The organism is Actinocorallia aurantiaca (assembly GCF_039533685.1).
Taxonomy (GTDB): domain Bacteria; phylum Actinomycetota; class Actinomycetes; order Streptosporangiales; family Streptosporangiaceae; genus Actinocorallia; species Actinocorallia aurantiaca.
The window spans coordinates 116676-129563 of sequence record NZ_BAAATZ010000001.1 but is presented as its reverse complement, the minus strand read 5'-3'; the positions used below and the strand labels follow the sequence as shown (position 1 = coordinate 129563).

Sequence of the window (12888 nt, the reverse complement as noted above, 5' to 3'; positions counted from 1 at the left end):
ACGGCTCAGCGCCGCCGCAGGAACCGCCGCACCACCAGCACCACGACCAGCACCCCGAAGACCGGCAGCACCCGCCTGAGCCACCCCGCCCGCTCCGACAGCTCGTACAACTCCAGCTCCGACCGGTGACCCTCACCGGACTCCACGCGCCCGACGCCGCCGGCCTTCGGACTCTCCGCTCCGGCAGCACCCTGCTCCACCGAAACGGCCTCCACAGATGCGGTCTCCACGGGAGCCGGGGCGGGCGCTTCGGCCGACACGAGCTCTTCGGCTCCGACCGTGACGGTCTCCGCGGGGGCGGCTTCGAGGGTAAGGGGTTCCGTCTCCACGCCCGCTGACCGCTCAGCGGGCGCGGTCTCCGCAGGAGAAGGGGCGGGTGCTTCGAGCGGTGCGAGTTCTTCGGCGTCGATCGTGATGGGCTCCGCGAGGGTGGTTTCGACGGTGGAGGGTTCCGTCTCCAAGAGGGCCGGGGCGGGCGCTTCGGCCGGTGCGAGTTCTTCGGCGTCGATCGTGATGGGCTCCGCGAGGGTGGTTTCGACGGTGGAGGGTTCCGTCTCCAAGAGGGCCGGGGCGGGCGCTTCGAGCGGCGCGAGTTCCTCGGCGTCGATCGTGACCGGTTCCGCGGCGGGGGGCTCCGGCTTCGCGGGGGAGGTGAGGAGGGCGTTGAGGTTGGTGGAGAAGCGGGTGAGGAGCTTGGCGCCGGTGTCGTGGACGAGGTGCTCGCTCAGGGAGGCGGCGCGGCCGCCGGTGAAGGTCAGCTTGGTGTGCAGGACGACGCGGGCCGAGGAGGCGGAGGGCAGGACGGTGGCCTGGAGGGAACCGGAGACGGTGCCCTGGCCGCGGGCCTCGCGGGCGGTGATCTCGAGGATGGCGGTGCGGGTCAGGTCGTCGACGACCGCGATGCGGACGGTGCCCCGGTAGGTGACCGTGGTGGGACCGAACTTGATCCTCAGCCTGCCGTGGTACTCCCCGTCCGCGCCGGACTCGTAGACGGCCCCCGGCACCAGCGGATGCATGCGCTCCACGTCGAGGAGCACCGGCCAGGCGGCGTCCGCGTCCGCGGCGACGGTGAAGTCGTGGTCGAGTTCCATGGGAGACCTCCAGGAATGATGCTGAAGGTGACCCTATGTCCCAAGGTGAGGGCCGTGCCAACGGGATGGGGAAAGCGCTGCGGACACGGCGGTGAGCAGGTAGAGTTCTCACCATGTACTCGCGCGCACTGAGCATCTGCCACGCCGGTGGCGCGCTGTCTTCGTGTTGTCGTCGCTGACCGCCCCAGCCAGTCAGCCGTTTTCTCCGTGCGGGCCGTAGCCCCGGAGACCAGCCGAAGGATCTTCCCGTCTTGAAGACCGAGTCTTTTCCCGACATCACCATGCGCGACCAGGTCCGTACGACCGGTGCGCCCCCCACCGTCGGCCAGCTCGCCGCCCGCGTCCAGGAGGCCGCCGCCCGCCCCGGCGCCTGGTGGCACCTGGTGCGGTTCGACTCCGCCGAACGGGTGCGGGTCGAGCTGGAGGACGGCCTGTGGCTGATCACCTGGCCGCCCGGGTACCGGCTGCCCGCTCACGGGCACGGCGGCGCCGCCCAGATCATGAGCGTGATCGCGGGCGAGCTGGCCGAGGTCGCCGTGGGAGGCGACGGCGCGGTGGCCCGCCCCCTGCGCGCCAACCGGATCCGCGTCCAGGCCGGCGACCGCATGCACGAGGTCGTCAACCCGGGCACCGGCTACGCCGTCACCCTCCACGTCTACGCTTGACGGGCCTCAGCGGCGGGGCGGCAGCAGCCAGCGGACCAGCAGGACCAGGACGAGAGCGGCCGCGAACCCCACCGCCTGGTAGGCGAACGGCAGGAGCTCGACCCCGCTGAGCGCCGTGTACAGGAACAGGGCCGCGACGGCGAGGAAGAGGGCTCCGGCGGCCAGCGCTCCCAGGTCGGTCCTACGCGGGCGCACGGACCACCTCCAGGTCGCCGACCCTGCCCTTGACCTGGAGTTCCAGTACCGGGGGGTTGGTCCCCGAGCCGGGCAGCGTGCGCTCCACCCTGGCTCTGGGCCCGCTGGTGATCTTCTTGTCGACGGTGACGTCGCCCAGCCCGGTCGAGACGCGCAGTTCCACCTGGACGTGCGAGGGCAGCAGCACCTTCAGGCCGCCGAGGCCGACCTCGGCCGCGACGCGGTAGCGGCCGCCGTCGTGCAGCGGCAGCGCGGTGAGGTCGAGCACGCCCTGACCCGCGATGATCCGGTACGGCTGGACGACGTCGGGGTCCACCGGACGCCAGGAGACCTCGCCGAAGCGGGCTCCGTTCTCGACGTCCGCGGCGGCGGTGGTGCCGATCAGCGCCATCGACAGCAGCGCCCCGACGGCGACGAGCCCGTTGGTCCGGCCCGCCCAGGTTCCGGTGACCAGGCCGAGCGCCACGACGGCCAGCGCGGTGGCGCACGCCACCTGCACGGACGCCGTCTGGGGCAGGCCGGAGGTGAAGGCGAGCGAGGAGGCCCCCGCTCCGGCGGCCAGCAGCAGGGTGGTCCAGGCGAGTACCGGCGGCCTGCCGCCGGAGGGGTGCTCCGGCTTCCCGGCGACCGCGCATTCGGGCTCGGAGGTCTTCACGGAGGCGGCGGGCTCGGAGAGGTCGAAGAGGTCGGTGGCCCCCGACGGCCTTTCGGGGCCGGAGCGTTCGGCGGGATCCTTCTGGAAGGCGGCGGACGGGCCGGGACGGAACGGCTGGAGCGTGGCCAGGTCGATCCATCCGGCCTGGGCCTCCTCCGGAGGCACGGCGGACTGGGGGGTCTGGGTCGTCATGGCGGGAAGGGGCTCCCCTCGTAGCCGGTCGGGCAGCGTGCGGGCCGCCGCGACGAGGTCGGCGCCCTTGGCCTGGGCGATCAGCGCGATCAGCGCCACGATCACCCCGGCCGCCAGGGTGTCCCCGCCGAGGCTGTTGAGCAGGCCCTGCCCGGCGAGGTCGAGCAGGACCCCGGCGCAGAGCAGGACTCCGAGCAGGGTCAGCACCGTCGACCCGGCGAGCAGGCGGCCGGACCTGCGTTCCAGGAAGGCGGGGCCGCCGTCCTCCTCGGGCATGATCATGAGCGCCAGGACGTACAGCGGCACGGCGCACCAGGACGCGAACACGAGCAGGGCGAAGCCGACCCGGAAGACCAGGGGGTCGATCCCGGTGTAGCGGCCGAGGCCGGCGCAGACTCCGGCGCCGATGCGTCCTTCTCCGGCCCGGGTCAGCCTGTCGGAGGTCATGTGCTCATGCTCACTCATCCGTGCCCGGCGCGGTATCCGGGGTCACCCTGAACCGACCCTGAGAACGGATCGGGGACGGGCCCTGATGCGAGGACCCAATGAGGGATGTGACGATCTGAGCATGACCTCCGACGGCATCGTCCGGTTCACCCGGGCCAAGGACGGCCGGCTGGTGGCCGGGGTGTGCGCTGGACTGGCCGGGCATCTGGGGCTGGACCCCATGGTGGTGCGGTTGGCGTTCGTGGGGCTGGCCGCCGCGGGCCCCTACGGCTACGCGGCCTATTTCGCCTTCTGGGTGCTGGTCCCGGGCCGGGACGAGCCGCCGGGGCGGCGGCGTCCGGCGCAGCTGGCCGCCTACGCCCTGCTGGCGGCCGGGCTCAGCGTGCTGACCGGGGGTTCGGGGATCGCGCAGCTGGCCCTGTGGCCGGTGCTGGTCGTGGCGGTGGGCGCGGCGCTGCTGTGGCAGCAGGCCGACCGGGACCAGCGGGAGCGCTGGAGCACCCTGCCCAAGGGCATGTGGTGGCGGGGCCTGCTGGGCATGCTGCTGGTGGTCGGCGGGATCGGCGGGTTCTTCGCGCAGAAGGTCACGGCGACGCAGATCCCCCAGGTGCTGCTGGCCACCGCGATCATCCTCACCGGGGTGACGGTGATCCTCACCCCGTGGCTGGTGCGGCTCTGGCAGGAGCTGGACGCCGAGCGCGCCGAGCGGGTGCGGTCGCAGGAGCGGGCCGAGGTGGCGGCGCACATCCACGACTCGGTGCTGCACACCCTCACGCTGATCCAGCGCAACGCCCAGGACCCCAAGGAGGTGGCGCGGCTGGCCCGTTCCCAGGAGCGGGAACTGCGGGCCTGGCTGTACCAGCCCAAGTCGGACTCCTCGCAGTTGTTCGCCGCGGCGGTCAAGGAGGTCTCGGCCGAGGTGGAGGACGCCCACGGGGTGCCGGTCGAGGTGGTCTGCGTCGGCGACTGCCCGCTGGACGACCGGGTCAGCGCGATGGTCCAGGCGGCCAGGGAGGCGCTGGTGAACGCGGCGAAGTACTCCGGGGCGCCCTCGATCTCGGTCTACGCCGAGGTCGAGGGCGACGAACTGGAGATCTTCGTGCGGGACCGCGGCGCGGGGTTCGACCTGGACGGCGTTCCGCCGGACCGGATGGGTGTGCGAGGGTCGATCATTGGACGTATGGAACGGCACGGCGGCACCGCGCGGGTGCGCAGCGCACCGGGCGAGGGCACCGAGATCAGGCTGGAGCTGAAGAAGTGACACGGGTCGTGCTGGTCGATGACCACCAGATGTTCCGGACCGGGGTCAAGGCCGAGTTGGGGCCGCAGATCGAGGTGGTGGGGGAGGCCGCGGACGTCGACGAGGCGGTCGCGGTGATCGGTGAGACCAGGCCCGAGGTGGTGCTGCTGGACGTGCACCTGCCGGGCGGCGGGGGCGTGGAGGTGCTGCGGAGGGTGCTGCCGTCGCAGACCCGGTTCCTGGCGCTGTCGGTGTCGGACGCCGCGGAGGACGTGATCGGGGTGGTCCGCGGCGGCGCCCGCGGCTACGTCACCAAGACGATCTCGGGTCCGGAGCTGACGGACGCGATCGGCCGGGTGGCCGAGGGCGACGCGGTCTTCTCGCCGAGGCTGGCGGGGTTCGTGCTGGACGCCTTCAGCGCGACGGCGGCGCCGGTGGCCGATCCGGAGCTCGACCTGCTCACCGCCCGGGAGCGCGAGGTGTTGCGGCTCATCGCCCGCGGGTACGCCTACAAGGAGATAGCCAAGGAGCTCTTCATCTCGGTGAAGACGGTCGAGACGCATGTGAGCAGCGTGCTGCGCAAGCTCCAGCTTTCGAACCGCCACGAGCTGAGCCGGTGGGCGGCGGCCCGGCGGCTGGTCTGACGCGGAGACCACGCAGAAGCGAACAATGAGTGCGAGATCAGCATCATATGCATTTAAGGGTTATTGATTCGTTGCCAACGGTAAGTTCTCGGGGATGAAGCGCACACTCCTGATCACGCTGGCCGCCGCGGTGGTCTGGGGCACCGCGCACTTCCGCACGGGTCGGCGGATCGCGGGCGCGCTTCTCCTCGCGCTCGAACTGATGTTCCTGGTGGGCGCCGTGCTGCTGGCCTGGCCGCTGCGCGAGGAACTCGCCTCCTGGCTGGTGCAGCCCTTCTGGCTGGACGCGGCGACCGCCGCCCTGATCTTCCTCGGCATGGTCTGGTGCGCCGTGATCATCCGCTCCTACCAGCTGGTCGCGGAGGGCAACGGCGTGGCCGTGGCCGGGGTGGTCGTGCTGTGCGCGCTGGTGGTCGCGCCCCTGGCCTACGGGGTGGAGCTCGTGCGGGTCTCCAAGAACCTGGTGACCGACGTGTTCGCCGAGGAGGACGGGAACGACGCGCCCTTCGGCGGCCGCGACCGGTTGAACGTGCTGCTCCTCGGCGCGGACGCGGGACCCAACCGGGTCGGGGTGCGGACCGACAGCATGACGGTGGCCAGCATCGACGTCCGGCGCGGCGAGACGACGCTCTTCAGTCTGCCCCGCAACCTGGAGAAGGTCCCCATGCCCACCGCGGTCTCCCGGGAGGCCTTCCCCGACGGGTTCGCGGGCACGGGCGACGCCACCACCCCGGGACTGCTCAACGAGGTCTTCCAGTGGGCCGAGGAGCACCCCGAGATCGTGCCCGGCGTGGCGAAGGGGGACCGCGGCCCGACGCTGCTGAAGCAGACCGTCGGCGGAATCCTCGGCCTGACCGTCGACTACTACGTCATGGTCGACATGAAGGGCTTCGCGGAGCTGGTGGACGCCGTCGGGGGCATCCGGATCAACGTGACCGAGGAACTGGTCTACGGCCGGCAGAGCGAGGGCCGGATCCCGGCGGGACTGCGCACCCTCACCGGGGAGCAGGCCCTGTGGTTCGGCCGCACCCGCACCAACAGCGACGACTACCACCGCATGTCGCGGCAGAAGTGCCTGCTCTACGCGCTCTCCCAGCAGGCCGACCCGGGCACCCTGCTGACCCGCTTCCACGGCATCGCCTCCGCCACCAAGCGGGCGGTCTCCACGGACCTGCCGCAGAACGTCCTGCCCGAGGTGATCGACCTGTCGCGGCGGTTCAAGGGCTCGGACATCAAGAGCGTGCAGTTCGTCCCGCCGCTGATCAGCACCGCGAACCCGGACTGGGAGCTGATCAGGTCCAAGGTCGTCACCGCGCTCGCGACCCCCGCCGCCAAGGCGAAGGCGACCAGGCCGGCGTCCGTGCCGCCCACCCCGGTGGCCAGGCCGGCCGCCGCCGTCGCGACGCCGACCGCCCCGGGTGCGACGCCCACGGACGGGACGACGCCGGGCGGCGAGGACACCGAGTCGCTCGCCAAGACCTGCGCCTGAGCCCGGCTGAGCCGGGAGGCCGCGCGGCCCGCCCGGAGGCGGGCCGCGGGGCTCAGAGCTTCTCGATCGGGGCGTACCTCAGGACCAGGCGCTTGACGCCGTAGTCGCCGCCGAAGTCGACGGACGCGGCGGCCTTGTCGGCGGCGCCGTCGATGGCCACGACGGTGCCGAGCCCGAACGAGTCGTGGGTGACCCGGTCGCCGGGCGCCAGGGACGGGACGGGGCGGCCCGCCACGGGCCGCGCGGCGGGGCGGCTCGCCGCGGACGACAGCGAGTGGGGGCTGCTGGAGGAGGCGACCCGCTCCCAGACGACCAGCGGGTCGGGGATCTCCGCCAGGAAACGGGACGGCGGGTTCATCTGGGGCGCGCCCCAGGAGCTGCGCATCGCGGCGCGTGAGACGTGCAGGCGCTCACGGGCCCGGGTGATGCCCACGTAGGCCAGGCGGCGCTCCTCCTCCAGCTCCTTGGGGTTGCCCAGGGCGCGCAGGTGCGGGAAGACGCCGTCCTCCAGGCCGGTGAGGAAGACGACCGGGAACTCCAGGCCCTTGGCGGTGTGCAGGGTCATCAGGGTGACCAGGCCCTCGCCGTCGTCGGGGATCTGGTCGGCGTCGGCGACCAGGGACACCCGCTCCAGGAAGGCGGTGAGCTGGTCGGGCGGGGTGATCTCCTCGGGGTCTCCCGCCTCCCGGGCCTCGGCCGCCTCCGCCTCGCGGGCCGCGGCGAGGTCCTCGAACTCGCGGGCGACGTTCTCCAGCTCCTGGAGGTTCTCCACCCGGGTCTCGTCCTGCGGGTCCTTGGAGGCGCGCAGTTCGGCCAGGTAGCCCGTGCGGTCGAGGACCGCCTGGACGATCTCGGCGGGGCCGTGCCCGCCGACCATGGCGCGCAGCTCGTCCAGCAGGGCGACGAACTCGTTGATCGACTTGAGGGAGCGGGTGGCCAGGCCCGGCACCGACGGCGCCGAGCGCAGCGCCTGCCAGAACGAGACGCGCTCGCGGGCGGCGTGGGCCTCCACGCAGGCCTCGGCGCGGTCGCCGATGCCGCGCTTGGGCACGTTGAGGACGCGGCGCAGCGAGACGGTGTCCTCGGGGTTGGCCAGCACCCGCAGGTAGGCCAGCAGGTCGCGGATCTCCTTGCGCTCGTAGAACCGCACGCCGCCGACGACCCGGTAGGGCAGGCCGACCCGGATGAAGACCTCTTCGAAGACCCGGGACTGGGCGTTGGTGCGGTAGAAGATCGCGACGTCGCCGGGCCGCACGCCGGAATCATCGGAGAGCCGGTCGATCTCGGCGGCGACGAACGCCGCCTCGTCGTGCTCGTTGTCGGCCACGTAGCCGGTGATCTTCTCGCCCTCGCCCTGGTCGGACCACAGGCGTTTGGGCTTGCGGTCGCCGTTGCGCTCGATCACCGCGTTGGCGGCCGACAGGATCGTCTGGGTGGAGCGGTAGTTCTGCTCCAGCAGGATCGTGGTGGCCTGGGGGTAGTCCCGCTCGAACTCCAGGATGTTGCGGATCGTGGCGCCCCGGAAGGCGTAGATCGACTGGTCGGCGTCGCCGACCACGCACAGCTCGGCCGAACCCAGGCCCTCGACGGGCGCGGTGAGCTCGCGCACCAGCTCGTACTGGGCGTGGTTGGTGTCCTGGTACTCGTCGACCATGACGTGCCGGAACCGCCGCCGGTAGTGCTCGGCCACGTCCGGGAACATCTGCAGGACGTGGACCGTGGTCATGATCAGGTCGTCGAAGTCCATCGCCCCGGCCTGGGAGAGCCGGGCCTGGTACATCTCGTAGGCCTCGGCCAGCTTCTGGTCCAGGTGGGTGGTGGCGCGCGACTTGAAAGTCTCGTAGTCGATCAGCTCGTTCTTCAGGTTGGAGACCTGGGAGGAGAACGACTTGGGCGGGTAGCGCTTGGGGTCCAGGTCGAGCTCGCGGCAGACCAGCGCCATCAGCCGCTGGGAGTCGGCCTGGTCGTAGATGGAGAACGAGCTCGGGAAGCCCAGCCGGTGGGCCTCGCGGCGCAGGATCCGCACGCAGGCGGAGTGGAAGGTCATCACCCACATGGCGCGCGAGCGCGGCCCGACGAGGGAGTCGACGCGCTCCTTCATCTCACCGGCGGCCTTGTTGGTGAAGGTGATCGCGAGGATCTCGCCGGGATGGACGCCCCGCTCCGACAGCAGGTAGGCGATCCGGTGGGTGAGCACCCGGGTCTTGCCGGATCCGGCTCCCGCCACGATGAGCAGCGGCCCGCCGGAGTGCGTGACGGCGGCCCGCTGCTGCGGGTTGAGGCCGTCCAGGAGAGGGTGTGAGGTTGCAGTCGACATCGTCTGTCGAGTCTACGGGCGCGGACGGACAAGAGGCCCCTTGTCGGGGGAGTAAGGGCGGTCTTACAGTCGGTGCATGACCCGCACCGCAGTGGCCACCGCCGTCACCTCAGCCCCTCCCGAGCAGGTCTTCCGCCATCTGGCGATGGCCGAGGCCTGGCCCGTCTGGATGCGGATCCCCACGCGGTCCCGGCGGGCGCTGTCGGGCGCCCCGGACCCCGACGGCGTGGGCGCGGTCCGCGCGATCTTCCCCATGCGCGAGCGGGTCGTCGCCTACGAGCCGTCCTCGCACTACGCCTACGAGATGGTGTCCCTCACCCCGTTCAAGGACTACCGCGCGGACGTACGCCTCTCCCCGACCCCCGAGGGCGGCACCCTGATCGAGTGGTCGGCCCGGGCCGGCGCGCGGATCCCGGGCACCGGCGGGATCGTCGGCTTCGGCCTCCGCTTCGTCACCCGGCAGCTGTCCCGTTCGCTGGCCGCGCACGCCTCCGGCTGTGGGGGGAAGTGCCCGGTGCGCTGACCGGCGGTACTCCCGGAGGCGAGGATTCGGCGGGCGAAAGGTTGCTCGACCCGGCTGTTTGTGACTTATGTCCGGCTGTGGTCAAAGGTTCGGTGGAAACCTGCGGAAACCGGAATAGTTGCTGCTCAAAGCATCCATGACCGCCCGCTCCACGACCGGTCGACCTGGAGTCGGCGCCGGGAGGAGCGGTGTGTCCTTCGGAGGAGGAGCCGTGCCGCACCTGCTGGTGGCCGAACCCCGCGTGCCCGCGGACGTCCCGCCCGTCCTCGCCTCCGCCGGGGCCGACCGGAGGCTGGGCGGACCCTACGCGGCGGCCTCCGCGCTGGCGCGGGCGCTGGTCCCCAGGGCCCCGATGTCCTCGATCGCCGCGCACGACATCGAGCTGCGCGCCATCGCCCCCGACCTCGCGGTCCCCGTGCTGCGCACCACCGTCGCCGAGTCGCTCCCCCGCGAGGAGCGCATCCTCGTGCCCGCGCCGCAGCGCACGCTGCGGATCGCGAACGGCTTCGCGGAGTTCGTGCGCGACGCGGTCACCGAGCCCCGCACCTTCCTCGTCACCTCCTACGCCGAGGCCGACCCCGCCGACAAGGAGCTGATCGGCGTGCTGGCCCGCCGCGTGCCGCAGCTGACGATCGTCACCTGCGACGCGCCCGGCGCCGAGGAGCGCGACGGGTTCTGGGCCGGCCTGTGGGAGGACGGGGACGCCGCCCGGCACCGCGACGCCGTGGAGTGGTGCCAGGAACGGGGCTGCCACGAGGCGGCGGTCGAGATCGGCCGCCGCGCCGTCTTCGGCACCGAGGTCGCCGAGCCGGGCACCGAGGACTGGTGGGCGATCGTCCACGCGACGGCCATCGGCCTGGCCTCGCTGAAGCGGGAGGAGGAGGCCGAGGAACTGCTGGGATACGCGCGCACCCACACCACCGACCCGTTCTGGCACTCCACCATCGCCTACACCAGCGCGATGCTCCTGGCCCGCCACCACGACCCGGGCCGCCGCGACCTGGAGGCCGCGCTCGGCCTCGTCAACATCGGGATCGCGCTGTGCGGGCTGCTGCCCGGCCGGGAGGACCGCGCGGTCAAGCTCGGCTTCGACCTCAACGGCAAGGCCCTCATCCAGGCGCGGCGCGGCCTGCGGGACGAGGCGCTGGCCCTGGTCGAGGAGGCGATCGAGCTCGCCGAGACCGACCTGCCCGCCGGATCCCAGGCGGTCCACCGCATGGTTCTGCGCGCCAACCGCGCCCAACTGCTCGTCCAGCACGGCGACCCGGAGGCCGCGCTGGCGGACCTGAACGCGGTGGTCGACGCCGACCCCGGCTACCCGGACTACTACGTGGACCGCGGAAACCTGCTGGTCGCGCTGGGCCGCGAGGACGAGGGGGTCGCCGACTACGAGACCGCGATGCGGGTGGGCCCGCCGTTCCCCGAGGCCTACTACAACCGCGCCGAGGTGCGCTTCGCGCGCGGCGAGCACGAGGCGGCGCTGGCCGACCTGGACTACGCGCTGGAACTGGATCCCGGTTTCGTCGACGCGCTGGTCAACCGGGCAGGCCTGCTGGCGGCCGGGGGCGAGCACGAACGGGCCCGCGCCGACGCCGAGGCGGGCCTGGCCGCCGACCCGGGCAACCCCTACCTGCTGTGCGCGCTGGGCCAGGTGGAGAGCGCGATCGGAGACGTGGCGCGGGCCTGGGCGGCGTTCGAGGAGGCGCTGCGGCACGAGCCCTCGCTGGCGGCCGCCTGGGCCGGGCGCGGCATGCTCGCCTACGAGCTGGGCAAGGTCGCCGACGCCGTCGCGGACCTGGACCGGGCCGTCGGGCTGGCCGAGGAGCCGGGCCTGCTGTTCAACCGGGCGATGGCGCTGCGCGCGGCGGGACGCGAGCGGGAGGCCGTGGCCGACCTGACCCGCGCGCTGGAGCTCGCCCCCGACGACCTGGACATCCGGCTGGCCCTCGCCGGCTGACGGCGCGCGTCACGAGGGCGGGATCGGCAGCGGCTCCTCCTGCGCGGCCAGCGCCAGCAGCACCAGCGCCGCCGTCCAGCCCAGCGGCGCCACGGAGTGCGGCTCGCCCTCCTCGTCCACCCGCTCGGGCAGCACGCCCAGCGGGGTGCGGTGCTCCGACAGCCAGTCCAGCCAGCCGGTCTCGCGCCCGGACGCGGTCTCGGCCAGCGCGAACATCGCCACCTCGGGCGTCCACGCCTGGGTCTTGGCGCCCGCCCAGCGCTCCCCGGGCAGGAGGCCGCCGTTCTCCTCGATCCGCAACCGGTCGACGGCGACGGCGAGCGCGCTGGTGACGCGCCGGTCCTCGGGCGCGAACGGAGGTGCGAGAAAAGTCACAGAGGCGTCCATGTTCCCGCCCTCCAGGGGAGAGCGGGGATAGCCGTGCACGCCGTATTCGCGCCTGATGGCCGAGTCCAGGCGTCTCGCGGCGGACCGCCAGCGGGAAGCCTCCCTCCGGTGCTCGTCCCCGGCGATCGCGGCGGCCGCGCGCAGGCCCGCCAGCAGGGGGGCGGAGACGCCCAGCGTGGGCCGGTCCGGGACCTGCTCGGTGGACGGGTGCCGTTCGAAGTAGTCGGAGGACGCGGGAGGCAGCCCGTCGTCCCCGAGGTTGTCCGCGATCCAGTCGGCGGCGCGCTTCACCATGTCCCAGGGCGCGAGGTCCTCGTCGGCGTACCGGCCGGTGAACCAGGACGCCCAGAGCACCCAGCCGATCTCGTCGAGCTGGACGAAGCGGCCGTCGTTCACCGGGCTGCCGTTGGCGCGGTACCGGGTGGCCCAGCGTCCGTCGTCGCCCTGGACCCGGGCCAGGAACGACAGCACCAGGCGGGCCTCGTCCAGGTGGCCGGTGACGGCGAAGGCGGCGGCGTGGAAGGCGGCGTCACGCGGCCAGGTGTAGTTCCAGATGCCGTACCAGGAGGCGGTGGACACGCCCGACGGCGAGGTGAGCAGCCGCAGGTCGAGCAGGGCGCGGGAGGCCATGTCCTGATGTCCGGCCGCCGCGCCGGGGACCTTTCCCCGGCTCAGCCAGTCCTGGTCCCCCTTGACGGCGGCGACCGCACGGGGGTCGTCGGCGGGGACGGTGACGGGCTCCGTCGCGCCGTGCGGGATCAGCCTGACCCGCCCGTCGGGGAGCCGGAGCACCGAGCTGCCCGGCAGGTAGGAGGCGTCCTCGGCCTCGGCCTCGCTGATCGGGCTGCTGAGGAAGGGCCAGCCTCCGCCGCCGAGGAGGCCGGGGCTGTTCCAGCGGGCGGTGCTGCCGTCGGGGTCCTGCGCGCCGCAGGTGGCGAGGATGGCCAACAGGGTGAGGACCGCGGCCGTTCGCCGTATCTGACGCCGCACGCTGCTCCCTAAAACCGACAAAAGCTCTAATTAGTACATCAAACGCGGGTGGAAGATTGACACAAGAACGGTCTTCCCTTGACTACTGGTGAGTAA

At 72.5% G+C, this 12888-nt stretch carries 11 protein-coding genes; 6 read left to right on the top strand and 5 right to left on the bottom strand.

Features of this window, described 5'->3' with window-relative positions; all coding sequences use genetic code 11:
- Positions 1 to 5: 5 nt before the first annotated feature.
- The gene (locus ABD327_RS00605; RefSeq protein ID WP_344448044.1) at positions 6 to 1091 is read right to left on the bottom strand and encodes an SRPBCC family protein; all 1086 of its coding nucleotides are present in this window, start codon (positions 1089 to 1091) and stop codon (positions 6 to 8) included.
- 251 nt (positions 1092 to 1342) lie between these two features.
- Here ABD327_RS00605 and ABD327_RS00600 point away from each other — a divergent pair, with 251 nt between their 5' ends.
- A complete protein-coding gene (locus ABD327_RS00600; protein WP_344448043.1) occupies positions 1343 to 1756 on the top strand; it encodes a cupin domain-containing protein in 414 nt (137 codons plus the stop codon).
- A gap of 6 nt (positions 1757 to 1762) precedes the next feature.
- Here ABD327_RS00600 and ABD327_RS00595 read toward each other — a convergent pair whose 3' ends face one another.
- A complete protein-coding gene (locus tag ABD327_RS00595) occupies positions 1763 to 1951 on the bottom strand; it encodes a hypothetical protein (protein ID WP_344448042.1) in 189 nt (62 codons plus the stop codon).
- Positions 1938 to 3245 (bottom strand): PspC domain-containing protein, encoded by a 1308-nt coding sequence (locus ABD327_RS00590; protein WP_344448041.1) that lies wholly within the window; start codon positions 3243 to 3245, stop codon positions 1938 to 1940. The genes ABD327_RS00595 and ABD327_RS00590 overlap by 14 nt, the downstream gene beginning before the upstream one ends.
- Before the next feature lie 121 nt (positions 3246 to 3366).
- On the opposite strand from ABD327_RS00590, the gene ABD327_RS00585 reads away from it, so the two are divergent.
- From ABD327_RS00585 to ABD327_RS00575, 3 genes are all read left to right on the top strand, one after another.
- Positions 3367 to 4506: a PspC domain-containing protein gene (locus ABD327_RS00585; RefSeq protein ID WP_344448040.1), complete on the top strand. Its 1140-nt coding sequence runs from the start codon at positions 3367 to 3369 to the stop codon at positions 4504 to 4506.
- Between the two features lie 29 nt (positions 4507 to 4535).
- Entirely contained in the window at positions 4536 to 5129 is a 594-nt protein-coding gene (locus ABD327_RS00580; RefSeq protein WP_425547015.1) for a LuxR C-terminal-related transcriptional regulator, read from the top strand.
- A 94-nt stretch (positions 5130 to 5223) separates the two neighbouring features.
- Positions 5224 to 6618, top strand: coding sequence for an LCP family protein (locus ABD327_RS00575; protein ID WP_344448038.1), 1395 nt, complete (start codon positions 5224 to 5226; stop codon positions 6616 to 6618).
- 52 nt (positions 6619 to 6670) lie between these two features.
- Here ABD327_RS00575 and pcrA read toward each other — a convergent pair whose 3' ends face one another.
- Positions 6671 to 8935, bottom strand: a complete 2265-nt coding sequence (gene pcrA, locus ABD327_RS00570; protein ID WP_344448037.1) for a DNA helicase PcrA — start codon at positions 8933 to 8935, stop codon at positions 6671 to 6673.
- Positions 8936 to 9011: 76 nt separating this feature from the next.
- On the opposite strand from pcrA, the gene ABD327_RS00565 reads away from it, so the two are divergent.
- Both ABD327_RS00565 and ABD327_RS00560 read left to right on the top strand, forming a co-directional pair.
- A complete protein-coding gene (locus ABD327_RS00565; RefSeq protein ID WP_344448036.1) occupies positions 9012 to 9458 on the top strand; it encodes an SRPBCC family protein in 447 nt (148 codons plus the stop codon).
- Positions 9459 to 9648: 190 nt separating this feature from the next.
- Positions 9649 to 11415, top strand: a complete 1767-nt coding sequence (locus ABD327_RS00560; protein ID WP_344448035.1) for a tetratricopeptide repeat protein — start codon at positions 9649 to 9651, stop codon at positions 11413 to 11415.
- A 9-nt stretch (positions 11416 to 11424) separates the two neighbouring features.
- Here ABD327_RS00560 and ABD327_RS00555 read toward each other — a convergent pair whose 3' ends face one another.
- A complete protein-coding gene (locus tag ABD327_RS00555) occupies positions 11425 to 12792 on the bottom strand; it encodes a glycoside hydrolase family 15 protein (RefSeq protein WP_344448034.1) in 1368 nt (455 codons plus the stop codon).
- Positions 12793 to 12888 lie beyond the last annotated feature (96 nt).

Excerpts from the sequence above, each read along its gene's own strand:
- ABD327_RS00565 (WP_344448036.1), top strand. The coding sequence starts at position 9,012 with ATGACCCGCACCGCAGTGGCCACCGCCGTCACCTCAGCCCCTCCCGAG.
- ABD327_RS00575 (WP_344448038.1), top strand. The coding sequence starts at position 5,224 with ATGAAGCGCACACTCCTGATCACGCTGGCCGCCGCGGTGGTCTGGGGC.
- ABD327_RS00585 (WP_344448040.1), top strand. The coding sequence starts at position 3,367 with ATGACCTCCGACGGCATCGTCCGGTTCACCCGGGCCAAGGACGGCCGG.
- ABD327_RS00580 (WP_425547015.1), top strand. The coding sequence starts at position 4,536 with ATGTTCCGGACCGGGGTCAAGGCCGAGTTGGGGCCGCAGATCGAGGTG.
- ABD327_RS00590 (WP_344448041.1), bottom strand. The coding sequence starts at position 3,245 with ATGACCTCCGACAGGCTGACCCGGGCCGGAGAAGGACGCATCGGCGCC.
- ABD327_RS00605 (WP_344448044.1), bottom strand. The coding sequence starts at position 1,091 with ATGGAACTCGACCACGACTTCACCGTCGCCGCGGACGCGGACGCCGCC.
- pcrA (WP_344448037.1), bottom strand. The coding sequence starts at position 8,935 with ATGTCGACTGCAACCTCACACCCTCTCCTGGACGGCCTCAACCCGCAG.